Annotated in this window: 21 protein-coding genes and 1 pseudogene; 9 read left to right on the top strand and 13 right to left on the bottom strand. The window is 51.7% G+C overall.

The window, feature by feature from the left end:
• Positions 1-479: 479 nt before the first annotated feature.
• Entirely contained in the window at positions 480-1,760 is a 1,281-nt protein-coding gene (locus HMPREF2726_RS01850; RefSeq protein ID WP_036529638.1) for an AmpG family muropeptide MFS transporter, read from the bottom strand.
• Positions 1,761-2,086: 326 nt separating this feature from the next.
• Between HMPREF2726_RS01850 and HMPREF2726_RS01845 the strand changes: the two genes are divergently transcribed.
• Positions 2,087-3,037, top strand: a complete 951-nt coding sequence (locus tag HMPREF2726_RS01845) for a bile acid:sodium symporter family protein (RefSeq protein ID WP_070601999.1) — start codon at positions 2,087-2,089, stop codon at positions 3,035-3,037.
• A gap of 97 nt (positions 3,038-3,134) precedes the next feature.
• Here HMPREF2726_RS01845 and dapB read toward each other — a convergent pair whose 3' ends face one another.
• Positions 3,135-3,944, bottom strand: coding sequence for a 4-hydroxy-tetrahydrodipicolinate reductase (gene dapB, locus HMPREF2726_RS01840; protein WP_009312771.1), 810 nt, complete (start codon positions 3,942-3,944; stop codon positions 3,135-3,137).
• Positions 3,945-3,960: 16 nt separating this feature from the next.
• Positions 3,961-4,344 carry an outer membrane protein assembly factor BamE gene (locus tag HMPREF2726_RS01835; protein ID WP_003780297.1) on the bottom strand — a complete coding sequence of 128 codons (384 nt, stop codon included), beginning with the start codon at positions 4,342-4,344 and terminating at the stop codon, positions 3,961-3,963.
• Between the two features lie 157 nt (positions 4,345-4,501).
• On the opposite strand from HMPREF2726_RS01835, the gene fur reads away from it, so the two are divergent.
• Positions 4,502-4,999: a ferric iron uptake transcriptional regulator gene (fur, locus tag HMPREF2726_RS01830; RefSeq protein WP_003766333.1), complete on the top strand. Its 498-nt coding sequence runs from the start codon at positions 4,502-4,504 to the stop codon at positions 4,997-4,999.
• 192 nt (positions 5,000-5,191) lie between these two features.
• Positions 5,192-5,917 carry a leucyl/phenylalanyl-tRNA--protein transferase gene (gene aat / locus HMPREF2726_RS01825; RefSeq protein WP_070601997.1) on the top strand — a complete coding sequence of 242 codons (726 nt, stop codon included), beginning with the start codon at positions 5,192-5,194 and terminating at the stop codon, positions 5,915-5,917.
• Between the two features lie 3 nt (positions 5,918-5,920).
• On the opposite strand, the pseudogene HMPREF2726_RS14855 reads toward aat, so the two are convergent.
• From HMPREF2726_RS14855 to HMPREF2726_RS01815, 3 genes and pseudogenes are all read right to left on the bottom strand, one after another.
• Positions 5,921-6,051 (bottom strand): annotated as a pseudogene (locus HMPREF2726_RS14855) (IS5/IS1182 family transposase); the annotation flags it as partial.
• 72 nt (positions 6,052-6,123) lie between these two features.
• Positions 6,124-6,894, bottom strand: a complete 771-nt coding sequence (gene xth / locus HMPREF2726_RS01820) for an exodeoxyribonuclease III (protein ID WP_070601995.1) — start codon at positions 6,892-6,894, stop codon at positions 6,124-6,126.
• A gap of 189 nt (positions 6,895-7,083) precedes the next feature.
• A complete protein-coding gene (locus HMPREF2726_RS01815) occupies positions 7,084-7,365 on the bottom strand; it encodes an ArsR/SmtB family transcription factor (protein WP_003766347.1) in 282 nt (93 codons plus the stop codon).
• A gap of 797 nt (positions 7,366-8,162) precedes the next feature.
• On the opposite strand from HMPREF2726_RS01815, the gene HMPREF2726_RS01810 reads away from it, so the two are divergent.
• Positions 8,163-8,783, top strand: coding sequence for a nuclease-related domain-containing protein (locus tag HMPREF2726_RS01810; protein WP_070601993.1), 621 nt, complete (start codon positions 8,163-8,165; stop codon positions 8,781-8,783).
• A 121-nt stretch (positions 8,784-8,904) separates the two neighbouring features.
• Here the strand turns inward: HMPREF2726_RS01810 and queA are convergent, their stop codons facing one another.
• Entirely contained in the window at positions 8,905-9,936 is a 1,032-nt protein-coding gene (gene queA, locus HMPREF2726_RS01805; protein WP_049224362.1) for a tRNA preQ1(34) S-adenosylmethionine ribosyltransferase-isomerase QueA, read from the bottom strand.
• Between the two features lie 375 nt (positions 9,937-10,311).
• Between queA and accB the strand changes: the two genes are divergently transcribed.
• The 4 genes from accB (at position 10,312) to prmA (ending at position 13,604) form a co-directional block, all read left to right on the top strand.
• A complete protein-coding gene (accB, locus tag HMPREF2726_RS01800) occupies positions 10,312-10,761 on the top strand; it encodes an acetyl-CoA carboxylase biotin carboxyl carrier protein (RefSeq protein ID WP_070601992.1) in 450 nt (149 codons plus the stop codon).
• Between the two features lie 70 nt (positions 10,762-10,831).
• Positions 10,832-11,023: a YqaE/Pmp3 family membrane protein gene (locus tag HMPREF2726_RS01795; protein WP_070496459.1), complete on the top strand. Its 192-nt coding sequence runs from the start codon at positions 10,832-10,834 to the stop codon at positions 11,021-11,023.
• 35 nt (positions 11,024-11,058) lie between these two features.
• Positions 11,059-12,420 (top strand): acetyl-CoA carboxylase biotin carboxylase subunit, encoded by a 1,362-nt coding sequence (accC, locus tag HMPREF2726_RS01790; protein WP_070601990.1) that lies wholly within the window; start codon positions 11,059-11,061, stop codon positions 12,418-12,420.
• Positions 12,421-12,716: 296 nt separating this feature from the next.
• Positions 12,717-13,604 carry a 50S ribosomal protein L11 methyltransferase gene (gene prmA, locus HMPREF2726_RS01785; protein WP_070601988.1) on the top strand — a complete coding sequence of 296 codons (888 nt, stop codon included), beginning with the start codon at positions 12,717-12,719 and terminating at the stop codon, positions 13,602-13,604.
• Between the two features lie 76 nt (positions 13,605-13,680).
• Here prmA and HMPREF2726_RS01780 read toward each other — a convergent pair whose 3' ends face one another.
• The 6 genes from HMPREF2726_RS01780 to HMPREF2726_RS01760 all read right to left on the bottom strand — a co-directional run bounded on the left by HMPREF2726_RS01780 (position 13,681) and on the right by HMPREF2726_RS01760 (position 19,994).
• Positions 13,681-14,022 carry a hypothetical protein gene (locus tag HMPREF2726_RS01780; protein ID WP_070496456.1) on the bottom strand — a complete coding sequence of 114 codons (342 nt, stop codon included), beginning with the start codon at positions 14,020-14,022 and terminating at the stop codon, positions 13,681-13,683.
• A gap of 130 nt (positions 14,023-14,152) precedes the next feature.
• Positions 14,153-15,220, bottom strand: coding sequence for a Fic family protein (locus HMPREF2726_RS01775; protein ID WP_070601987.1), 1,068 nt, complete (start codon positions 15,218-15,220; stop codon positions 14,153-14,155).
• A 145-nt stretch (positions 15,221-15,365) separates the two neighbouring features.
• On the bottom strand, positions 15,366-17,639 hold the full coding sequence (locus HMPREF2726_RS01770; protein ID WP_070601985.1) for a Tex family protein: 2,274 nt from the start codon (positions 17,637-17,639) through the stop codon (positions 15,366-15,368).
• Positions 17,640-17,694: 55 nt separating this feature from the next.
• The gene (locus HMPREF2726_RS14605) at positions 17,695-18,810 is read right to left on the bottom strand and encodes a hypothetical protein (protein ID WP_148132456.1); all 1,116 of its coding nucleotides are present in this window, start codon (positions 18,808-18,810) and stop codon (positions 17,695-17,697) included.
• A gap of 40 nt (positions 18,811-18,850) precedes the next feature.
• Complete coding sequence (locus HMPREF2726_RS14600) at positions 18,851-18,997, bottom strand: hypothetical protein (RefSeq protein ID WP_246827843.1); 147 nt, start codon at positions 18,995-18,997, stop codon at positions 18,851-18,853.
• Positions 18,998-19,283: 286 nt separating this feature from the next.
• A complete protein-coding gene (locus tag HMPREF2726_RS01760; protein WP_070601983.1) occupies positions 19,284-19,994 on the bottom strand; it encodes an SMI1/KNR4 family protein in 711 nt (236 codons plus the stop codon).
• Between the two features lie 129 nt (positions 19,995-20,123).
• Between HMPREF2726_RS01760 and recG the strand changes: the two genes are divergently transcribed.
• Entirely contained in the window at positions 20,124-22,166 is a 2,043-nt protein-coding gene (gene recG, locus HMPREF2726_RS01755; RefSeq protein ID WP_148132455.1) for an ATP-dependent DNA helicase RecG, read from the top strand.
• The last annotated feature ends 92 nt before the right edge of the window (positions 22,167-22,258 follow it).

Genomic DNA, 22,258 nt, shown 5'->3' with positions numbered 1-22,258 from the left:
TTGTCGGGAGGAGGGCTTTTTTGCAAAGGTCTCATATTGTCGATATAAGACGGCGGGTATCAAGCAAAACTAAAAACTATTTGCAGAAGGGCGGTAGCGTTATGGAGAAAGTTGGGCAAGGGTAAACTGAAGTGGAAATATCTGTGTAGAAATGGCAGCTCGTAGCTTGTTTGTATTTGAATCTACGACAGTCCAGCATATCTGCGGTTTGCCGTCTTGTATAGTGGCTTAACTAAATCAGGACAAGGCGATGAAACCGCAAGACAGTACAGACAGTACAGAAACCGATTCACTTGGTGCTTCAGCACCTTAGAGAATGTCTCTTTGAGCCAAGGCGAGGCAACGCCGTACCGGTTTAAAGTTAATCCACTATATTTGCTTGACTGTTTTCTCTATTCTTGATTTGCATCGTTGTAAAAAAGGTCGTCTGAAACCGGATACATTGGTTTTCAGACGACCTCGTGGTTTTGGTGGCATATTTAAGCAGATTGTCCTTTTTTATCTCCGTTCCAAGGCGCAACTTTAAATAGCAGCAACATCCCAGGAATCCCCAATATAAAACACAGCCAGAAGAAATTGACGTAGCCCATCTTTTCAATCAGAAAACCTGCTGATGCGTTCATAAACGTGCGCGGTACGGCGGATAGACTGGTAAACAGAGCAAGTTGGGTGGCGGTAAAGGCTGGATTGGTTTCGCGCGCCATGTAGGCTACAAAGGCGGCAGTACCCAATCCGACACCGAATGCCTCCGCGCTGATAATGCCTGCGAGCATTGTTTTTTCGGTCAGGGTAATGATACCGAATTTGCCGAAGCCGGCCAGCCAGGCAAAGCCCAGGATAGTAACGAGCTGTACGACGCCGAAGAGCCACAGGGCTTTGTTGACGCCGAGTTTCAGCATCCAGATACCGCCGAGTATGCCGGCGATGACGGCGGGCCAGAGACCGGCGTTTTTGGCAATCAGACCGATGTCGGTTTTGCTGAAACCCATGTCGAGATAAAACGGAGTAGCCAGTGCAGTGGCCATGCTGTCGCCGAGTTTGTACAGGAAGATGAATAACAGCACCAAGATGGCTTGTTTTGTGCCTTTGCGAGAGAAAAATTCTTGAAACGGTTCAACTACGGTTTGAGTCAGCGTTCGCGGTGCAGTGGGCGGCATGTTTGGTTCTTGGGCAAGAAGCAGCGTCATCAATAGACCGGGCAGCATGAATAGGGAGGTAATGAGGAAGACGCTGTTCCACGGCATAATGTCGGCCAAAATCAGGCTCAACGAGCCGGGAACGAGGGCGGCGACGCGGTAGGCATTGACATGGATGGAGTTGCCTAGACCCAGTTCTTTGTCCGATAGGATTTCTCGGCGGAAGGCGTCCAGTACGATATCCTGACTGGCGGAAAAAAAAGCAACGGCAACGGAGAGGCCGACGATGATGGGCAGGTGTTGGTGCGGATTGAGGAATGCGTAAGCAGCAAGGGTCAGCAGCAGACCGATTTGCGTAACCAGCATCCAACCGCGTCGGCGGCCGAGAAAGGGCGGGCGCACGGCATCCATTACGGGCGACCAGATAAATTTCCAAGTAAACGGCAGACCGATTAAAGACATCAGACCGATGGTTTTCAGGTCGATGTTTTCGGTGCGCAGCCAAGCAGGAATCAGGTTAATCAGGAAATAAAGCGGCAACCCCGATGTGAAGCCCGTAAAAATACAAATCAACATATTGCGCGAAAAAATCCGCTGCATAGTGCTTGGTTGGGAATCAGTCATAATGGATGAGCAGTACAAAAAGAAAGGCACATTGTAACAAATCCTGCGTAGCAGGGCGGGATTGCCTACTGTAATGGTTTAAAAACAAATGAGAGGGCGTGAATTGCCGCAATATGTGTCAAAGAGCTGCTTGGTATCTGGATGGGGTCGTCTGAAAATTTAGATTCTGTCAGTAAGAGACAAGCAGCAATATAGTGCTGACTATTCATTTATTTATTCAATTGCCGATTGTTTCCGCTATCGTTGCCAGAGTTGCATAGAAAAGTTAATATCCGTTAAATTATGGCAATCGCTGTCATACATAACAACCTACAAAGGAGCAAACTATGAACTTTCTGACCGCCGTCAGCCGGCAAATGACCCGATTTACCGCCCTGATTATCGTCCTTGCTTCTATCGTCGCCTTTATCGAGCCCGCGACTTTTTCATGGGTAAAAGGCGATACGCAAGTCGTCGTACTCGGCATCATTATGCTCAGCATGGGCATGACTCTAGGCAAAGAAGACTATCAAATTTTGGCTAAACGCCCGCTCGATATTTTCATCGGCGCAGTTGCCCAATACACCATTATGCCGCTGCTCGCCATCGGTATCGCCAAAGCCTTCAACCTTTCGCCCGGATTGACGCTGGGTCTGGTTTTGGTCGGTACTTGCCCGGGCGGGGTTTCGTCCAACATCATGAGTTTCCTTGCCAAAGGCGATGTTGCCTTCTCAGTCGGCATGACCACCGTCTCTACCGTCCTCGCCCCCGTTATGACGCCGCTGTGGATGACTTACCTCGTGGGACAAACCGTCGAAATGGACGGCTGGGGCATGTTCAAGTTTATGTTGCTCGTTACCCTGTTGCCTGTCGTTATCGGCTCTGCCGCCAATATGTTGCTGCACAAAAAACACTGGTTTGAAGATGTTCGCGCCATCATGCCCGCCGTTGCCGTTGCCGCCTTTGCCTGTATTGTCGGCGGTGTTGCCGCCGTCCACGGCCACCGTTTTGCCGAATCTGCCTTAGTTATGGTGCTCGCCATTGCCGCACACAATATCGGCGGCTACATCCTCGGCTATTACAGCGGCGCGCTAACCGGTATGAACACCGCCAAAAAACGTACCATCGCTATCGAAGTCGGCGTACAAAACGCCGGTCTAGCCACGGGTCTGAGCGCCAAATTCTTCCCGGGTAACGCCGAATCCGCCGTCGCCACCGCCGTCGCCTGCGTCTGGCACTCCGTATCAGGAACCGTCTTGGGCAACTTATTCGCTTGGTGGGATAGGCGTAAGCAATAAGCTGCGGTGGTCGGTTCAGTCTTCAATCAATAATCAAAAGGTCGTCTGAAAAACATTTTTCAGACGACCTTTTTGTGTCATGCGGATGAAAACGGCTTTAGCGGTTTTTCAATCCCAAAACGTCCTGCATATCGTATAAACCTGTTTTGCCGTTGACCCAAACTGCGGCGCGGACGGCGCCGGCGGCGAAGGTCATGCGGCTGCTGGCTTTGTGGGTGATTTCGACGCGTTCGCCGTCGGTGGCGAAGAGGGCGGTGTGGTCGCCGACGATGTCGCCTGCGCGGACGGTGGCAAAGCCGATGGTGGACGGATCGCGCGGGCCGGTGTGGCCTTCGCGGCCGTAAACGGCGCATTGTTTGAGGTCGCGGCCGAGCGCGTCGGCGATGACTTCGCCCATGCGCAGGGCGGTGCCGCTGGGTGCGTCGACTTTGTGGCGGTGGTGGCCTTCGATGATTTCGATGTCGTAGCCTTCGTTGAGGACGCGGGCGACGGTGTCGAGGATGTGGAAGGTGAGGTTGACGCCGACGCTGAAGTTGGCGGCGAAGACGACGCCTGTTTTTTCGCCTGCGGCTCGGATGGCGGCTTTGCCTGCGTCGTCGAAGCCGGTGGTGCCGATGATGATGTTGACGCCTTTTTCAACGCATTTTTGCAGGTGTTTGAGGGTCGGCTCGGGGCGGGTGAAGTCGATGAGTACGTCGCTTTGGGCGAGGACGGCGTCAACGTCGTCTGAAATGGCGATGCCGGTTTTGATGCCGGAGGCGAAACCTGCATCCAAGCCTAAGACTTCGGAGCCTGAATGTTCGAGTGCGCCGGAGAGGACGGTGTCGGGATGGTTGTTGACGGCTTCAACCAGTACGCGCCCCATGCGGCCGTTGACGCCGGCGATGGCGATTTTCAATGCGCTCATGCGGTTTCCTTAATGATTATTGTGCAGTTTGGGCTGCTTTTTGTTCGGCTTGGAGGGTTTCGATGGATTTTTGGATGGCATCGCCTTCTGCGCGGACAAGGACGTCGTTTTCAAAATAAACGGTGAGGTTGCTGCGGTCTTTGATGATGCCGTTGCGGCTGGTATTGAAGGTGTAGTCCCAACGGTCGGCATGGAATGCGTCGCGCAGCAGCGGGGTGCCGAGCAGGAGTTGGACTTGGTCGCGGCTCATGCCTGCTTGAAGGGAGACGACGGCGCGGGGATCAAGTTCGTTGCCTTGGATGACTTTGAGTTTGTAGGAGGGGAACAGGGAAACGCGTTCGGCGCTGCATGCGGAAAGTCCGATGAGGGCGACGAGGGCAAGACAGAGGGGTTTGTTCACGGATATGCCTTTCTGTTCGAATTCGGGTGGAAGGGTATCATTGCTTGAATTTTTTGAAAAGCAAACGATAATCATCTCTTTGATTATAATTTCAGCCGGCTATCGTTTGTATGCAAACAAAACTTGTGGTTTTATTGCAAACCGCTATGGCGTAATAGTGGGCAAGCGGGCTGAAATTGCGTATTATAACGTCTATTACTTCACAGGGATATTGAATATTATGGAAAAATTCAGCAATATTGCGCAATTGAAAGACAGCGGTTTGAAGGTTACCGGTCCGCGTTTGAAAATCTTGGATTTGTTTGAGTCGCATGCTGAAGAGCATTTGAGTGCCGAAGATGTGTACCGTATTTTGCTGGAAGAGGGTGTGGAAATCGGCGTAGCGACGATTTACCGCGTGTTGACCCAGTTCGAGCAGGCAGGCATTTTGCAGCGCCACCATTTTGAAACCGGCAAGGCGGTTTACGAATTGGACAAAGGCGACCACCACGACCATATCGTCTGCGTGAAATGCGGCGAGGTAACGGAATTCCACAATCCTGAAATCGAAGCCTTGCAAGACAAAATCGCGGAAGAAAACGGCTACCGCATCGTTGACCACGCGCTTTATATGTACGGCGTGTGCGGCGAATGCCAAGCGAAGAGCAAACGCTGATTCCCGTTTTAAAAGATGTTTGATGTTCAGACGACCTCGGATGAGAATTTGGGGTCGTCTGAAATTTTTTGCGGAACATGAACATCATGCCGCTGCAAATCAGAATAATATAGTGGATTAAATTGAAATCAGGACAAGGCGAGGCAACGCCGTACCGATTTAAAGTTAATCCACTATACCTTAGGATTTTTAATGAGTATCCCCTTGCTTTACCCTAATGATTACACTTTCCCCGACCCGTTTTACGCGCTGGAAGAATGCGACGGCGTGGTCGGTATCAGCCGCGATTTGGACACGGGACGGCTGCTGTCGGCGTATCGGCAGGGGATTTTCCCGTGGTTCAGCGAAGACGGCTGGTTTTTTTGGCACACCATAGATCCGCGCGCCGTCATCGTTCCTGAAAATCTGCATATCGGGCGTTCGTTGGCGAAAACCTTGCGCAATAAACCCTATCGGGTAACGGTCAACCAATGCTTCGAAACCGTCATTGCGCATTGCGCCGCCTTTCCGCGCCCCGGTCAGGACGGCACATGGATTGTTCCCGAATTCCAAGCCGCTTATACCGAGCTGCACCGTTTGGGTCACGCGCATTCGTTTGAATGTTTCTATCCAGATGAAGCAGGTCGTCTGAAACTGGCGGGCGGCTTTTACGGCGTACAAATCGGACGGGTGTTTTACGGAGAATCCATGTTCGCCCTTGAGCCGGATGCCTCCAAAATCGCCTTCGCGCGAGCCGTCCCGTTTCTTGCCGGATTGGGCATCGAGTTGATTGACTGTCAGCAAGATACCCTGCATATGCATCGTTTCGGTTCGGAACCGATACCGTTCGCCGAATTTCAGACGACCTTGCAACGCTTGAACGCTTTGCCTTTGAAGGAAGCTTTGGGCGCGCGGGTAGTGGGTGGAACGTTGGAATAGCGGCAAGATATATAGTGGCTTAACTTTAAACCAGTACGGCGTTGCCTTGCCTTGCTGTACTGTCTGTACTGTGCGGCTTCGTCGGCCTTGTCCTGATTTAAATTTAATCCACTATAGAGTCGGCTTCGAGTCAGAAGCGAATAGCAAAAGGTCGTCTGAAAACCCCAAAATGAGGTTTTCAGACGACCTTTTTTAAAGATTGCGCCTTACAAATCAAATTCAGCCACGACCGGCGCATGGTCGCTGGGGCGTTCTTGCGCGCGCGCGTCCAAATCGACATAAACGTCTTTCAATACGGCAGACAGGGCGGGGCTGATGAGCTGGTGGTCGATGCGCAGTCCGAGCTTGCGTTGGAACATCGCGCCGCGATAGTCAAACCAAGTGTAAAACGCGCCTTCGGGGTGGATTTGGCGCAGGCTGTCGGTCAAGCCCAGATCCAGCAGATTTTTGAACCACTGTCTCTCGATGGATGAGCAGTGGATTTTTTCATGCCATTTTTCGGGGTCGTAGCAGTCGGCATCGGTAGGCGCGATATTAAAGTCGCCGAGCAAGACCAGTTTTTCGTGGCGCGTCATTTCGTCGCGGACAAATTCGGTTAATGCGGCAAACCATTGTTCTTTATATTGGAATTTCGGGCTGTCGATGGCTTCGCCGTTGACGCAATAGACATTGATGACGCGCACGCCGTTGACGGTTGCGGCGATGACGCGGCGTTGCGGGTCGTCGGGCAGAGTGGGTAGACCGACGTGCACGTCTTGCGGTTCGCTGCGGCTGATGATGGCGACGCCGTTGTAGGTTTTTTGTCCGCTCCAAACGCTGTGCCAGCCCATCATTTGCAGGGCGGCGGCGGGAAATTTGTCTTGGTCGAGCTTGAGTTCTTGCAAGACGAGGACATCGGGCTGATGGTCGGCAAGCCAGTTTTGCACCTGCGGCAGGCGCACGTTGAGGGAATTGACGTTCCAAGTGGTGATTTTCATGCGGATTCCGTGTGTGAGGGTCGTCTGAAAAGCATTTCGGGCTTATCGGGCAGAATAAGGACAAAACAAAAGCGGTTCATGAAAACCGCTTTTGTTGGGTAAACGGGACGCTATTGTAACATCAGGGGATTTCGGCGGCTGCCGGTTTTGAAACAAAAATCCGTTTGAGAAAACAAGGCTCAACAGCCTTCAGGCGGCTTTACGGTTTTCCAAATTGCGCAACGTATCGAGGATGACGGCAGCTTCTTCGGATACCAGCCGGTATTCGATGATGCGGTGGTAGCGGGTAAAATCGATCAGACCTTCGGAGCGCAGGCGCGCGAGATGGTTGGAAACGGCGGTCGCAGGCTGTCCGAGCGCTTCGGATAATTCGGCGATGCTGCGTTCGCTGTCCATCAGCATGAACAAAATGGTCATGCGGTCGGGGTTGGCGATGAGTTTGAGAAGGGAAGAGAGACGTTTGGTTTCCATAGTGAGGCTTTCTTTATCAATAAGATTGGTTTTTAGGGGCTGAAACGGTAGGGCAAAATGAGTTTGATTCTTTTTGCGTTTATCCGTAAATTCAACCGTTTATATCGGGTAAGTATAAAGCAAGCAGCGTGAAAAAGGAGTATGTCCGTTAAAATTTATCGTAAATAATTGTTGTTTCGCCGGCTTTTGAGAAAGTAACCGAATCGGGTGAATATGTTTTTGGAATGTGGATAAAGGTTCTCATTTTATTTTTGTGTTTATAAAAACTAAAGAAACTATTTCTATACAAAGTGTTATCGGCGGTGTCGTATTTGGGAACTGTGTCGGGAGGTTGGAAATATTATTGGGGTCGTCTGAAAACAGAGGCAGGGAAGGGCTGTCGGGGAGTGTGATATTTTGCCGACACTTAAAGAGGTGTGGCGGATTGATATCACAGATTATTTTTGTAGCGGGATTAGGTTTTTGAAGATTTGCGCGTCGGTTTTGGATTAATTTATGATGAATGCTTGAGATTGAATAATCAGGAGATTTTTTGGATTTGGAAAGTGAAGGGATGGAAACGGTCAGGCAATGTCAGTCTGAAGAATGACTGATTCAAAAAATGATAAGCGGTGTAAATTTTATACAAATGGTATTTTTTATTGTAAATAATATAAATTGCGTTATAATCATAAAAAATTACATTAGCATTATAAATAAGCTAATACATTATAAAAAATAACATTTTTGCCGTCTGTATGGGGTATGGGGAGTGCTGTTCATGCGGGAGCGGCAGTATTTGCGGGAAAATATCATTTATGGATACCGACTTTCTGTCTTCAGGCGGTCTTGTGCTGACGGGCTGTGCAGCGGCATTTGTGCTGGCAACCTGCCTGTCTAAAAATACGCCTGTCAAACAATTTATCAGCCGTTTCGCCGTCAATGTCCGTGCGGATTGCAGCTTGGACGAATCTGTCTATCATGAGTTTCGCGGCTTGGATATTTATCGGGACGGGCAGCATGAACAGATTGATTATGTTTATGTGTCCTGTTTCGGGATTTTCGTGGTTGCCACGCCGAATTATCAGGGCAGGATTTGGGGTGACGACGGCAATGGGATGTGGACGCAGAAGTTTCACAAAAGCAAGACGCTGTTTCCCAACCCTTTGTTGAAAAACCAGCAATACATTCGGATTTTGTCCGAGAAGCTCCACCTGCCGACGCGGGCGTTTTCTTCGGTGGTGGTTTTTCCGGGTAATTGCCAATTTCAAACCATGATGCCGGACAATGTTACGGAAGACTCTGATTTTGCCGAATATATTTCACAATATACAGAAGTCGTGCTGATGCCCGAAGAAGTTAAGCAAATCAGGGAAGTGCTGGAAGGCTATGAATTTGATTTGGTTTTCAACCGGCAGAGGTTTGAATCGCATATATGAACAGGGTGGGGCGGATTGGGCATAATCGGTTTTTATGTATTGCAGATTGCCCACTTTATAAACCTTCCCAAAAAAAACGTCGTCTGAATCGTTTTCAGACGACGTTTTTCTTCAGAGATTTTTAAGGTTCCGAGCGCCCCAAAACCATCGCGTCCCCGTAGCTGAAAAAACGGTATTCATGTTCGACCGCATGGCGGTACACCGCGCGGATGTGTTCCATGCCCGAAAACGCGCTGACGAGCATCAGAAGCGTGGATTTGGGTAGGTGGAAGTTGGTAATCAGGCGGTCGATGACGCGGAAGCGGTAGCCCGGCGTGATAAAAATATCGGTGTCGCCCTGTCCCGCTTTCAGACGACCTGTCTCGCGCGCGGCGGATTCGAGGGCGCGCATGGAAGTGGTGCCGACTGCCCAAACCTTGTTTCCGCGCGCATGGGCGGCTTCGATGGCGGCGACGGTTTCGGGCGGTACGTCAAACCATTCGCTGTGCATTTTGTGTTCTTCGATTTTGTCCACGCGCACGGGTTGGAACGTTCCCGCGCCGACGTGCAGGGTGACTTCCGCTGTTTCCACGCCTTTGGCTTTCAGACGACCTAAAAGCTCGTCTGTAAAATGCAAACCTGCCGTCGGCGCCGCGACCGCGCCCTGATGTTTGGCATAGACGGTTTGATAGCGCGTGTCGTCATCTGCGCCGGCAGCGCGTTCGATATAGGGCGGCAGCGGCAAATGGCCGTTTTGCTCCAGCAGCTCGTAAACGGTTTGCCCTCCTTCAAAGCGCAGGCAGAACAGTTCGTCCGCCCGCTCCACCATGACGGCACAAATATCGCCTTCGAAAATCAGCTTCGTGCCGGGTTTGGGCGATTTGGACGAACGGATGTGCGCCAGTGCGGTGTGATTGTCCAAAACGCGCTCTATCAAGGCCTCGATTTTGCCGCCGCTCTCTTTTTGTCCGAACAGCCGCGCTTTCATGACTTTGGTGTTGTTGAACACTAAAACGTCGCCCGCCTCAATATAATCAGGCAAATCGCCGAACACGCGGTCTTGCAGCGGCATATCGGGCAGCGCGACCAAAAGACGGCTGCTACCGCGCACTTCGGGCGGGTGCTGGGCAATTAATCGGTCGGGCAGAGTGAAATCGAAATCGGAAATGTCCATAATCTTATTTTGATGCTTACAAATCTTGTCAGGCGGTCATTATACGCACTTTGGCTTTTTTCAGACGACCTTTTCCCTTCATAAACCAATAAATTAGAATAAACACTCGTTGAAGAAATACGCATTCGGACGAATTTTCCGAATCTGCCCGTTTTGTTCAAAAACCGCCTTTTTTCGAGATTTTGCTAGACATTTGTCGGCAAGTTCGGGAAAATAGTCAAATTCATTTACGGGGTTTCTGCTCCTGCGAATGCCCTTTATGCAACCCAATACCGTCCGGCTTGCGCCGTTGCCGCAGGCCGGTTGTTTTCTGAAATATCACGCAACAAACACGGCCGCTTCACGACATTTGGGCCGTATCGTAAAGGAACGAAAATGGATTTGCGCAAATTAAAAAAACTGATTGATTTAGTAGAAGAATCAGGTATCGCCGAAATCGAAGTGACCGAAGGCGAGGAAAAAGTCCGCATCACCCGCGCCACCGCCGCTCCGGCTCCCGTTTATGCAGCACCCGCCCAAGTAGCGGTGCCTGCCCCTGCGCCCGCCGCCGCAGCAGCACCCGCTCCCGCAGCGCCTGCCGCCCGTGACCTGTCTAACGCGCAAAAATCGCCTATGGTCGGTACGTTCTACCGCGCGCCCGGCCCGAATGCCGCCGCTTTCGTCGAAGTTGGTCAGCAAGTCAAAGCCGGCGATACATTGTGTATCATCGAAGCGATGAAGTTGATGAACGAAATCGAAGCCGAAAAATCCGGCACGGTTAAAGAAATTCTGGTGGAAAACGGTACGCCTGTGGAATTTGGCGAGCCGCTCTTCATCATCGAATAATTCGTTTTCAGACGACCTTCCGGATTGCGGGCAGGTCGTCTGAAATGCTTTCCAACTCAGGATTTCCACCATGCGCCTGTTGTTAGCCATCTTCCTGCCTTTCGCCGTATTCTTCACCATCGGCCGTCCGATTGCGGGCATCATCTGCCTGATTCTCCAAATCACCTTAATCGGCTGGATTCCTGCCGCCATGTGGGCGGTGTACGCGTTGAGCCAATACAAGACCGATGAAAAAATCCGCAATGCGTTGGGCAAAAGGTAACAAGCAGGTCGTCTGAAACCACAGGAAAGGTCATCATGCTGAAAAAAGTATTAATCGCCAACCGAGGCGAAATCGCGCTGCGCGTCCTGCGAGCCTGCCGTGAAATGGGCATCGCCACCGTCGCCGTGCATTCCGAAGCCGACAAAGACAGTCTGCACGTCAAACTTGCCGACGAATCCGTGTGCATCGGCCCTGCCGCTTCCGCACAAAGCTATCTCAATATTCCCGCCATCATCGCCGCCGCAGAAGTTACCGGCGCGGATGCCATCCACCCGGGCTACGGCTTCCTTGCCGAAAACGCCAATTTTGCCGAACAGGTCGAACAGTCCGGCTTCATCTTCATCGGCCCCAAAGCCGAAACCATCCGCCTGATGGGCGACAAAGTTTCCGCCAAACACGCAATGATTGAAGCGGGCGTGCCCTGCGTTCCCGGTTCGGACGGCGCGCTGTCCGACGATCCCACTGAAATCCTCAAAACCGCCGATAAAGTCGGTTATCCCGTGATTATCAAAGCATCGGGTGGCGGCGGCGGACGCGGTATGCGCGTGGTCGAGAAAAAAGAAGACCTCATCAAATCCGTCGAAATGACCAAAGCCGAAGCAGGCGCGGCGTTCGGCAACCCGATGGTCTATATGGAACGCTACCTGCAACGCCCGCGCCACGTCGAAATCCAAGTGCTCGCCGACGAACACGGCAACGCCATCTACCTTGCCGAGCGCGATTGCTCCATGCAGCGCCGCCACCAAAAAGTCATCGAAGAAGCACCCGCGCCCTTCATCGACGAAAAAGCCCGCGAAAAAATCGGCAAAGCCTGTACCGATGCCTGCAAACGTATCGGCTACCGCGGCGCAGGTACGTTTGAATTCCTGTATGAAAACGGCGAGTTCTTCTTTATCGAAATGAACACCCGCGTCCAAGTCGAACACCCCGTTACCGAGCTGATTACCGGCGTGGACATCGTACAGGAACAAATCCGCATTGCCGGCGGCCTGCCTTTGCAATACAAGCAAAAAGACATCCACATCGAAGGCCATGCTTTCGAGTGCCGCATCAATGCGGAAGACCCGTACAACTTCATCCCCAGTCCCGGTCTGATTGAAAGCTGCCACCTGCCCGGCGGCTTCGGCGTCCGCGTGGACAGCCACATTTACCAAGGCTACCGCATCCCGCCGTACTACGACAGCCTGATCGGTAAAGTCTGCGTCATCGGCAAAACCCGCGAGCAGGCAATGGCAAAAATGCGCGTCGCCCTCGCCGAGCTTGCCGTAACCGGCATCAAAACCAATACCCCGCTGCACCGCGATTTGTTCAGCGACCCCGGTTTTGAAAAAGGCGGCGTCAGCATCCACTATCTGGAACACTGGCTGGAAGAACGCAAAGCCAAACAGGACAAATAAAACCGTCCCGTTTGGATAGTCGAAGGTCGTCTGAAAAACCATATGGCTTTCAGACGACCTTTTTTCAGACAGGTTGAAACCTGACTTCGGGTGTACTCAGAGATTGCCGACAAGCCTATAATTATGACTGAGTAAGCCTGTCAGCCGCCATTTCACGCAAGAAAAAAACGTGTTCAGGCAGAAAAACGATTCAATCACACTGTTACGCCAATAGCCGAAACATACCGCAAACAACCAAAATTGCGTATTTGACCGTCGTTTCCTAATTTCAGACGACCCCACCGAGAAAGCCCATCATGTCCTATCAACAAATCACCATCAACGTCAACGACGCCGTCGCCGAATGCCTCGCTGACGCCCTGATGGAACACGGCGCACTCTCCGCCGCCATCGAAGACGCCTACGCAGGCACCGAAAACGAACAAGCCATCTTCGGCGAACCCGGCATGCCGACCGAACAAATCTGGCAGCAAAGCAAAGTCATCGCCCTGTTCGGCGAAAACGACGATGCCGCAGCCATGATTCAAGCCGCCAGCCAAGAATGCGGGTTGAAAGACTTGGCATACACCAGCGAAATTCTCGCCGACCAAGACTGGGTGCGCCTGACCCAAGCGCAGTTCGACCCCATCCAAATTTCCGAACGCCTGTGGATTACCCCCTCTTGGCACGAAGCGCCCAACAGCAACGCCGTCAACCTCCAGCTCGACCCCGGCCTTGCCTTCGGTACTGGCAGCCATCCGACCACCCGCCTCTGCCTCAAGTGGCTGGACACACAACTCAAAGGCGGCGAAAGCGTCCTCGACTACGGCTGCGGCTCAGGCATCCTGACCATCGCCGCCCTCAAGCTCGGCGCAGGTTCTGCCGTCGGCGTCGATATTGACGAACAAGCCATCTGCGCCAGCAAGGACAACGCCGCACAAAACAACGTCGATGCACAGTTCTACCTGCCCGACGGTTTGCCGCAAGGACAATTCGACATCGTCGTCGCCAACATTCTCGCCAACCCCCTTCGCATGCTCGGCGAAATGCTCGCCGCCCGCACCAAACAAGGCGGACGCATCGTGTTATCCGGTCTGCTGGACGAACAAGTCGAAGAACTCAGCGACATTTACCGCCAATGGTTCAACATCGAACCCGCCGAAATCGACGAAGGCTGGGCAAGGCTCAGCGGCGTCAAACGCTGATAACGATACGCTCAAACAAAAGGTCGTCTGAAAACCGCTTCAGGTTTCAGACGACCTTTTTCATGCCAATCCTGCATTAATAATTGGTCGAGCAAAACTGCTCACGTTTGTCCGCATCGGCGGCATAACACGTCAAGCCCATGCCCGCCGCGTTGCTGTTGTTCGCCTTAGCTCCCGGTTTTTTGTTCACCAAAACCTTGCCGTTTTTCCCAATTTCGACGGTTACGCCCTTGCCGTTTTTCAGCTTCCATTTCAACACCTGCGCATCGGCATTCTGACACTTGTTGACCGAACAGCCGCCTTCAGCCGCGACATTACCGTTTTTATAAATCACACATTGCTGCTGGCTGTCGGTACAAGCCGCATACGCAGCAACGGAAAAACAGGAAATCAACGCGGCAAACAAAACAGGTTTCATGGTTTGGACTCCTTGGGTTGTGATGATGGATTTGTAATATTTGGAACTATACGCCTGTTTGTATGGGTAAACCAGCGGGTATGAGATAAGTAATATATTGATTTAATATTTAAATAAATTTCTAATTTTATCAATTGGTTGGTAATAAAATATCCATCAGCGCGATATTAATATAGTAGTTGCTTCTGCCTATGTTTTCTTTATGCAGGAATCCGCCTTCCGTCAGTTCGTTCAGATATTTGGCGGCACTGGGGCGGGAAACGTTCAGCGTTTTCATCAGGAAATCGATTTTTGTGTAGGGATGGTTGAACAGGTGGTTAATCAGGTCTTGGCTGTAGAAGCTGAAGTTTTGCCTGATGCGGTGTTTGTAGTCCAGCATAGCTTGATGGATGTGCTGCACGGTATCGATGCCGTCCTTGGCGGTTTGTTCCACGGCTTCCAGCATATACAGCAACCAGCCTTCCCATTCACCCGTATCGCGTACATGTTGCAGCAGGCGGTAATATTCGCTTTTGTTCCGCACCAGATAGCGGCTGAGGTATAAGACGGGAATATCCAGCAATCCGGTTAAAACCAGATACAGCACATTGATAATCCTGCCTGTTCTGCCGTTGCCGTCGTAAAACGGGTGAATGCTTTCAAACTGGTGGTGGAGCAGCGCCATGCGGATCAGCGGATCGATAGGTTTTTCCGTGTTGTCGTCGTTGATAAATACTTCCAATCTGCTCATCAGGCGAATGATGTCATTCGTATGTTGCGGCGGCGTATAGACGGTTTCGCCGGTACGGTCGTTTCTCAGCATCGTCCCCGACTGTTTACGGAATCCGGCACGGTTCTTTTCCAACTCGGCTTGTATTGTCAAAATATGATTGTTGGTCAGCATTCCGTGTTTTTGGATAAGGTCGAAGCCGCAATGCAGTGCTGAAGCATAATTCTGCACTTCTTTGATGGCAGGACTAGACTGGCTTGCTGATATTCCTGCACGGAACAGTTCGTCATGGGTGGTAATGATATTTTCGATTTCGGAACTGTCTTTGGCTTCCTGCAAAGACAGCGTGTTAATCAGAATGCCTTGGTTGGGAATGCTGCGGCAGATACCTTTTAATTCAGCCAGATAACGATGGGCGGAATTCAGTTTTTTCAAGACAGGGACCGTTTCGAGGTCTGCTTCGGGAGGGAATTGTTCGATCGAGTACATTTTAGGTTTTCAGTTAATTGATAAAAAAATCCCATTTTTTTGCTATATCGCTTCAATATGATAAAAAAACGGGATTTTTTTTACAATTTAATTTTATTTATTTGTTTCAAAACGGTTTTACTTTAAATAGCACTTCAGACTACTGTTACCGTTTCAACTTCGCAAACGCATCTGCCATCGCCGAATTGGTCGGGGCGCGGTCGTTGCGTTGGGGTTTGCGGTCGCGGCGTTCGAAGTGTTTGCTTTCAGACGACCTGTTGCCTTTGGTTGCGCCGCCGGCCTCGTCATCCAAGCGCATGGTCAGCGCGATGCGTTTTCTGGCGGCATCGACTTCCAGCACTTTCACTTTCACCACGTCGCCGGCTTTCACGACTTCGCGCGGGTCTTGGACGAACTTATTGGACAGGGCGGAGATGTGCACTAGGCCGTCCTGATGGACGCCGATGTCCACGAATGCGCCGAAGTTGGCGACGTTGGAGACCACGCCTTCGAGTATCATGCCGACTTGCAAGTCGCTGATTTCGTGGATGCCTTCGGCGAATGATGCCGTCTGAAATTCGCCGCGCGGGTCACGGCCGGGTTTTTCCAGCTCGGACAGGATGTCCAGAATGGTCGGCAGGCCGAAGCGTTCATCGGTGAAGTCGGACGCTTTGATTTGCTTCACGCGCTCGCGGTTGCCGATGAGTTCGGCGGCGGTAATACCTTGTTGCGCCAGCATTTTGGCGACGACGGGATAGGCTTCGGGGTGGACGGCGCTCGCGTCCAGCGGCTCTTTGCCGCCGTTAATCCGCAAAAAGCCTGCCGCCTGCTCGAAGGTTTTTTCGCCCAAACGCGGTACTTTCAGCAATTTTTTGCGGCTGTCGAACGCGCCGTTTTCATCGCGGTAGGCGACAATGTTTTGGGCAAGGGTTTGATTCAAACCGGAAATCCGCGCCAAAAGCGAGGCGGAGGCGGTGTTCACGTCCACGCCGACGGCGTTTACGCAGTCTTCGACCACCGCGTCCAGCGATTTGGCGAGCTGGCTTTGGTTCACGTCGTGCTGATACTGCCCCACGCCGATGGATTTGGGGTCGATTTTGACCAACTCGGCGAGCGGGTCTTGCAGCCTGCGGGCGATGGACACCGCGCCGCGCAGGGAAACGTCCAAATCGGGGAACTCGCGCGCCGCCAGTTCGGACGCGGAATAAATCGACGCGCCGGCTTCGGAAACGACGATTTTGTGCAGCCCCATTTCTGGCATTCCGCGCACCAGTTCGCCCGCGATTTTGTCGGTTTCGCGGCTGGCAGTGCCGTTGCCGATGGCGATGAGCTTCACGCCGTGCTGCTTAATCAGGCGCGATAGTGTTGCCAACATATTGTTTTCTTGATGTAAATAGACAATGACGGTATCCAGCAGCTTGCCCGTGTCGTCCACCACGGCGCATTTCACGCCGTTGCGGTAGCCGGGGTCGAGTCCCAAAGTCGTCAGCCGTCCGGCGGGCGCGGCGAGCAGCAAGTCTTTAAGATTGCGGGCGAACACGGTAATCGCGTCGGTGTCGGCGGCTTCTTTCAGACGACCTAAGGCTTCAAGCTCCAGCGACAGAAAGATTTTCGCGCGCCAAGTCAGGCGCACGGTGTCGTGCAGCCATTTGTGGCCGTCTGAAACCTTGAAGCGTCGGGCGATGATTTGCGCGTATTCGCTTTGCTGGGTAATCGGCGTGTTGTCGGGCTGATATTTGAGCGCGATGTTCAACACGCCTTCGTTGCGGCCGCGCAAAACCGCCAACGCGCGGTGGCTGGGCATGGTGCGCACGGGTTCGCGGTGGTCGAAATAATCGCTGAATTTTTCGCCTTCGGTTTCTTTACCTTCAACGACTTGCGCGTGAATTTCGGCTTCGTTCCACAACTTATCGCGCAGCGTGCCGATGAGTTCCGCGTCTTCGGCAAACTGCTCCATCAGAATCGCGCGTGCGCCGTCCAGCGCGGCTTTGGCGTCGGGGACGTTTTCGTTCAGGTAGCCTTGCGCAGCGGCTTCCACGTCCTGCGGCTGTTCGGCAAGCAACACGTCCGCCAGCGGCTGCAAACCGTGTTCGCGCGCGATTTGCGCCTTAGTGCGGCGTTTGGGCTTGTAGGGCAGGTACAGGTCTTCCAACGCAGTTTTGTTGTCGGCGGCTTCGATTTGCGCCCTGAGGTCGTCTGAAAGCTTGCCTTGCTCTTCAATGCTTTTTAAAACAACGGCTTTTCGCTCTTCCAACTCGCGCAGGTATTGCAGCCGCTCGGCAAGTTGGCGCAGTTGCGTATCGTCCAGTCCGCCCGTGGCTTCCTTGCGGTAGCGGGCGATAAACGGCACGGTCGCGCCGTCGTCTAAAAGCTCGACGGCGGCGGTGATTTGGGCGGCGGTGGCGGAGAGTTCTTTGGAGAGGATTTGGGTGATGTTCATGGGGGTCCTTTTGATGGGTGCAGGCTGCTTTGGGGGCACGTAGGCTACCTGAAAATTATTGTTTGAACTGTTTGATTAGACTATTTAATTGTTCCAAACCGTCAAATGTGCTGGGGATTTTTTCATCGCTGGATAAGATGCTGCTAAAAATCAGATTTTCAAATTTATCTAGCGCATCTTTATCATTGGTTTTGATTTCTTTGGCATATTCGGCATAGCTTTGGATAAATTGGCAAAGAGACAGCCGCAAATCTAGCTGCATGATTTGGGTTTGCACAGTACGGTAATGAAATAAGACAACGCGAAAGAAATAGATTAAGACCAATTCCAAACCCGCGCTTATTGCGATTTGCTGCCAAGTTAAATTAATACCTCCATCAGAAAAAAATTTATATGTCGGGATTGCTGAAATAATTACTGCAATAAGAAATAAAAGCCGTAAAATCCATTTCTTACTTGATTTCTTTTCATTAAGCATTCTGCTGAATCCATCAGATAAGGCAACAAAATTAAAACCCTGCTTTAGATTTTCTAATGTATCACTTAACTGTTCGACTTTTTCCAGTTTCTCGTCAACACTTTTCTGCATTTCCTCGTCAAAATTTTTCTGTATTTTGTTTGATGTTTCTTTTAAAGTAATGGACTGTTGCTCAATCTTTTTTATATTTTCTTCATGGTTTAAGAATGCTTGAAATAATTTATTTCCTAAATAATCGTTGAGCAGCATAAGCGAATAGTCGTTTTGTATGTAATTTAATTGAAATCTCTGGTTGTAGTGAATGTCATCATTTGTTAATGATTTAAACCAATCCCAAATCCTTTCATACGTATCATCATCGTTCCAAAGCTTTTGTTTGTACTGACGCCTCATTGTCAATTCAGCTTCTCGTAAGAATCTAATTGACATTAGGAATATATCATCTAATATTTCTGAATCCCAATTTTTTTCTAAAAAGTTTAATCTTTTTTCAAAAGATTCACCTATATAATGATAATTAAATGGGCAGATTGATAGCCAACAATCATTTGATTGGGACATTTTTTTTAAAATAATTTGAGTGAAATGAACCTTATAGTCTTCAATGCTAAGGTTGGATTTGAGTATTCTTTCCCTCTCTAGAGTTTGAATTACTTGTCTTAATAAAGCCTTATTTATTCCTTTATCCATCATAAACCTTTCATATTGTGTTTATATTTTCAGGTGGCCTATATTATTGTTTCAACACTTCCAATTCGGTAATATCTTCCGCTTCCGCCTGCCGCGCCATGTGTGCCAAACGGTTTTGCCTGAACAGCCCGTATTGTTCGCCGGCAAACGCTTCCATTTGTTTGTGGCTGAGTGTGCCTTTGCCTTCCATAATGTTTGACTTGGTATTGCTTGCCGTCTGCGGCAGTTATTAAGAAATCCTTAATAACTGAATTCTCATCCAACTCTTTGTCTTCCAATATATTTTTGATATGCGTTGCGATGTTTGGCACGGAGGTGTCAAAAAGTTCGGCAAGTTGGCTTTGATTGAGCCAAACGGTGTGTTCCTGCACCAGCAGGTTTACTTGGGTGCGGCCGTCTTCGGTTTGGTAAATCAGGATGTCGGACATGGGTTTTCCCCGTTTGCAGGTAAAGGTCGTCTGAAAAATATCACTGGTTTATTCCTCATCACATTCTTCATCTTCGTCATCTTCATCGTCATAAGAAGTGTAGAGCCAACTGTCCCAGCCGAACAGTTCGAGCAGCGTGTCAAAGCGGTTTTGGTCGGCAGTGCCGATAAATACGCCGTTTGCGTTGCCGTTTTTTGTGAAGCAAAGCAGGATGATTTCGTGAAAACCGTCGGTGTAGAAGCGTTGGTTTTCTTGGCGGAGTTCTATGATTTCGGTGCGGTTTTGTTGGATAAACTGTACGGCTTGGGCATCTGTCGATTCTTCGTCCATGATGTTGGCGCAGTAGTGCAGACCACCCATGGCGGCGTTGGTGTAAGCCAGTTCCAGCAGTAGGGTGCGGGTGTCGGGCAGGTGCGGCTGCCATTCGTAGCTGTCGGTTTCATCGGTATAAAAGCCGATATGGATGGGCGGGTTGTCTTGCGCCAAATAGGCTTTGGCAATGCCGCACAGAAACACGCCTTGGTTTTCCTCTATCAACACCAGGTAATCGCCGTCAAAATCTATCTTTTCCAATGGCAACAATCGATTAAACGATTGATTGACCGCCTCGTTGCCGCCCAATGTAAGCAGATATTCGCGCAACATGGCGGGGAAACGGATGCCTAGGCGTTGTTCGGCAGCGGTGATTTCGGCTTCGGGCAGACTGCAGGGTAGGGGGTCAAGTTGATAGAGGGTGGCGATATTTTGCAGATAATTCATGGAGTAATCGGGGGCAGGGGTCGTCTGAAAAACACGCTATTATAAAGGATTAACTTGGTGCTGAACGTCCTTTCAGACGACCCCTTCCTACATTTTCAGCTAAAATACGCGCCATTAAAGGACAAAGCCATGATGACGCCCGAAACCCAGAAACAGCTCAAAATCACCGACGTTTCCGCCAAGAAGCTCGACAAACTCAACCTCAACACCGCATGGGATTTGGTTTTGCATCTGCCGCTGCGTTACGAGGACGAGACGCACATCATGCCGATTAAGGATGCGCCTATCGGCGTGCCGTGTCAGGTCGAGGGCGAGGTCATTCATCAGGAAGTAACGTTCAAACCGCGCAAGCAGCTGATTGTCCAAATCGCCGACGATTCCGGCAGCGTCCTTTTTCTGCGCTTCATCCACTTTTACGCCAGCCATCAGAAGCAGATGGCGGCCGGCAAACGTATCCGCGCCGTGGGCGAAATCAAACACGGGTTTTACGGCGACGAGATGATTCATCCCAAAATCCGCGATGCCGAGGGCAGCGGTTTGGCGGAAAGCCTCACGCCGATTTATCCGACCGTAAACGGTTTGAACCAGCCCACTCTGCGCCGCATCATTCAGACGGCGTTGGACGTTACGCCGCTGCACGATACTTTGCCCGATGCCTTATTGGGTCGTCTGAAACTGCCGCACCTCGCCGAAAGTCTGCGCCTTTTGCATTCGCCGCCGCCGAGCTTTACCATCCACCAGCTTTCCGACGGCGCGCTGCCCGCATGGCAGCGGCTCAAATTCGACGAACTTTTGGCGCAACAGCTTTCCATGCGCTTGGCGCGGCAGAAGCGCGTCAGCGGTACGGCGGCGGCATTGGGCGGCGACGGCACATTGACCCAAGCCCTGCGCCACGCCTTGCCGTTTGCCCTGACCGATGCACAAGAAAGGGTCGTGTCCGAAATCCGCCGCGATATGGCGCAAACCCACCCGATGCACCGCCTGCTGCAAGGCGATGTCGGCAGCGGCAAAACCATCGTCGCCGCCTTGTCCGCGCTGACCGCCATTGAATCCGGCGCGCAGGCGGCCGTGATGGCGCCGACCGAAATCCTTGCCGAACAGCATTTCATCAAGTTCAAACAATGGCTTGAGCCGTTGGGTCTCGAAGTCGTCTGGCTTTCCGGCAGCCAGCGCAAAAAAGCCAAAGACGAAGCCAAAGCCAAACTCGCCGACGGTACCGTCAAAATCGCCGTCGGCACACACGCCTTGTTTTCAGACGACGTCGAGTTCCAAAATCTGGGCTTGGTGATTGTGGACGAGCAACACCGCTTCGGCGTCGCCCAACGCCTCGCCCTCAAAAACAAAGGGCGCGACGTCCACCAGCTGATGATGTCCGCCACGCCCATCCCGCGCACGCTCGCCATGAGTTTCTTCGCCGACTTGGACGTGTCCGTCATCGACGAATTGCCGCCCGGGCGTACCCCGATTAAAACCCGCCTCGTCAACAACGTCCGCCGCGCCGAAGTCGAAGGCTTCGTCCTCAACATCTGCCGCAAAGGGCAGCAGGCGTACTGGGTCTGCCCGCTGATTGAAGAAAGCGAAACCCTGCAACTGCAAACCGCCACCGAAACCCTCGAGCAGCTTCAGGCAGCCTTGCCCGAACTCAACATCGGCTTGGTACACGGGCGCATGAAAGCCGCCGAAAAAGCCGAAGTCATGGCTCAGTTTGCCGCAGGCCGTCTGAACGTCTTGGTTGCCACCACCGTCATCGAAGTCGGCGTAGATGTGCCCAACGCCGCCCTGATGGTGATCGAACACGCCGAGCGCATGGGCTTGGCGCAGCTTCACCAATTACGCGGACGGGTAGGGCGCGGCGCGGCAGAAAGCGTGTGCGTCCTCCTGTTTGCCGAACCCTTGAGCGAACTCGCCAAAGCGCGGCTGAAAGTCATCTACGAACACACCGATGGCTTCGAAATCGCCCGCCAAGACCTCAACATCCGCGGCCCCGGCGAATTTCTCGGCGCGCGCCAAAGCGGCGTTCCCATGCTGCGCTTCGCCAATCTCGAAGAAGACCTGCACCTCTTGGAACAAGCGCGCGAAATCGCCCCGATGCTGATTGAACAAAACCCCGAAATCGTCGAAGCGCATCTGGCAAGATGGCTTGCCAGCAGGGAAGGGTATTTGGGCGTGTGAGGTCGTCTGAAAAGGCTTCGCCTGCGGATAGAGTGGATTAACTTTAAACCAGGACGGTGTTACCTCGCCTTAGTTCAAAGAGAACGATTCTC

The organism is Neisseria sp. HMSC074B07 (genome assembly GCF_001810355.1).
Classification (GTDB): Bacteria; Pseudomonadota; Gammaproteobacteria; order Burkholderiales; family Neisseriaceae; genus Neisseria.
The sequence above is the reverse complement of the archived record's forward strand: the minus strand, read 5'-3'. Positions and strand labels throughout refer to the sequence as shown.

Bases quoted from the DNA above. Each gene is read 5' to 3' on its own strand.
- aat (WP_070601997.1), top strand. From the start codon at position 5,192: ATGAGTATCCCCTTGCTTTACCCTAATGATTACACTTTCCCCGACCCG.
- HMPREF2726_RS01810 (WP_070601993.1), top strand. From the start codon at position 8,163: ATGGATACCGACTTTCTGTCTTCAGGCGGTCTTGTGCTGACGGGCTGT.
- xth (WP_070601995.1), bottom strand. From the start codon at position 6,894: ATGAAAATCACCACTTGGAACGTCAATTCCCTCAACGTGCGCCTGCCG.
- queA (WP_049224362.1), bottom strand. From the start codon at position 9,936: ATGGACATTTCCGATTTCGATTTCACTCTGCCCGACCGATTAATTGCC.
- HMPREF2726_RS01775 (WP_070601987.1), bottom strand. From the start codon at position 15,220: ATGTACTCGATCGAACAATTCCCTCCCGAAGCAGACCTCGAAACGGTC.
- HMPREF2726_RS14605 (WP_148132456.1), bottom strand. From the start codon at position 18,810: ATGATGGATAAAGGAATAAATAAGGCTTTATTAAGACAAGTAATTCAA.
- HMPREF2726_RS01845 (WP_070601999.1), top strand. From the start codon at position 2,087: ATGAACTTTCTGACCGCCGTCAGCCGGCAAATGACCCGATTTACCGCC.
- HMPREF2726_RS01780 (WP_070496456.1), bottom strand. From the start codon at position 14,022: ATGAAACCTGTTTTGTTTGCCGCGTTGATTTCCTGTTTTTCCGTTGCT.
- prmA (WP_070601988.1), top strand. From the start codon at position 12,717: ATGTCCTATCAACAAATCACCATCAACGTCAACGACGCCGTCGCCGAA.
- recG (WP_148132455.1), top strand. From the start codon at position 20,124: ATGATGACGCCCGAAACCCAGAAACAGCTCAAAATCACCGACGTTTCC.
- dapB (WP_009312771.1), bottom strand. From the start codon at position 3,944: ATGAGCGCATTGAAAATCGCCATCGCCGGCGTCAACGGCCGCATGGGG.
- HMPREF2726_RS01795 (WP_070496459.1), top strand. From the start codon at position 10,832: ATGCGCCTGTTGTTAGCCATCTTCCTGCCTTTCGCCGTATTCTTCACC.
- HMPREF2726_RS01850 (WP_036529638.1), bottom strand. From the start codon at position 1,760: ATGACTGATTCCCAACCAAGCACTATGCAGCGGATTTTTTCGCGCAAT.
- HMPREF2726_RS01815 (WP_003766347.1), bottom strand. From the start codon at position 7,365: ATGGAAACCAAACGTCTCTCTTCCCTTCTCAAACTCATCGCCAACCCC.
- HMPREF2726_RS01770 (WP_070601985.1), bottom strand. From the start codon at position 17,639: ATGAACATCACCCAAATCCTCTCCAAAGAACTCTCCGCCACCGCCGCC.
- HMPREF2726_RS01760 (WP_070601983.1), bottom strand. From the start codon at position 19,994: ATGAATTATCTGCAAAATATCGCCACCCTCTATCAACTTGACCCCCTA.
- accB (WP_070601992.1), top strand. From the start codon at position 10,312: ATGGATTTGCGCAAATTAAAAAAACTGATTGATTTAGTAGAAGAATCA.
- accC (WP_070601990.1), top strand. From the start codon at position 11,059: ATGCTGAAAAAAGTATTAATCGCCAACCGAGGCGAAATCGCGCTGCGC.
- HMPREF2726_RS14600 (WP_246827843.1), bottom strand. From the start codon at position 18,997: ATGGAAGGCAAAGGCACACTCAGCCACAAACAAATGGAAGCGTTTGCC.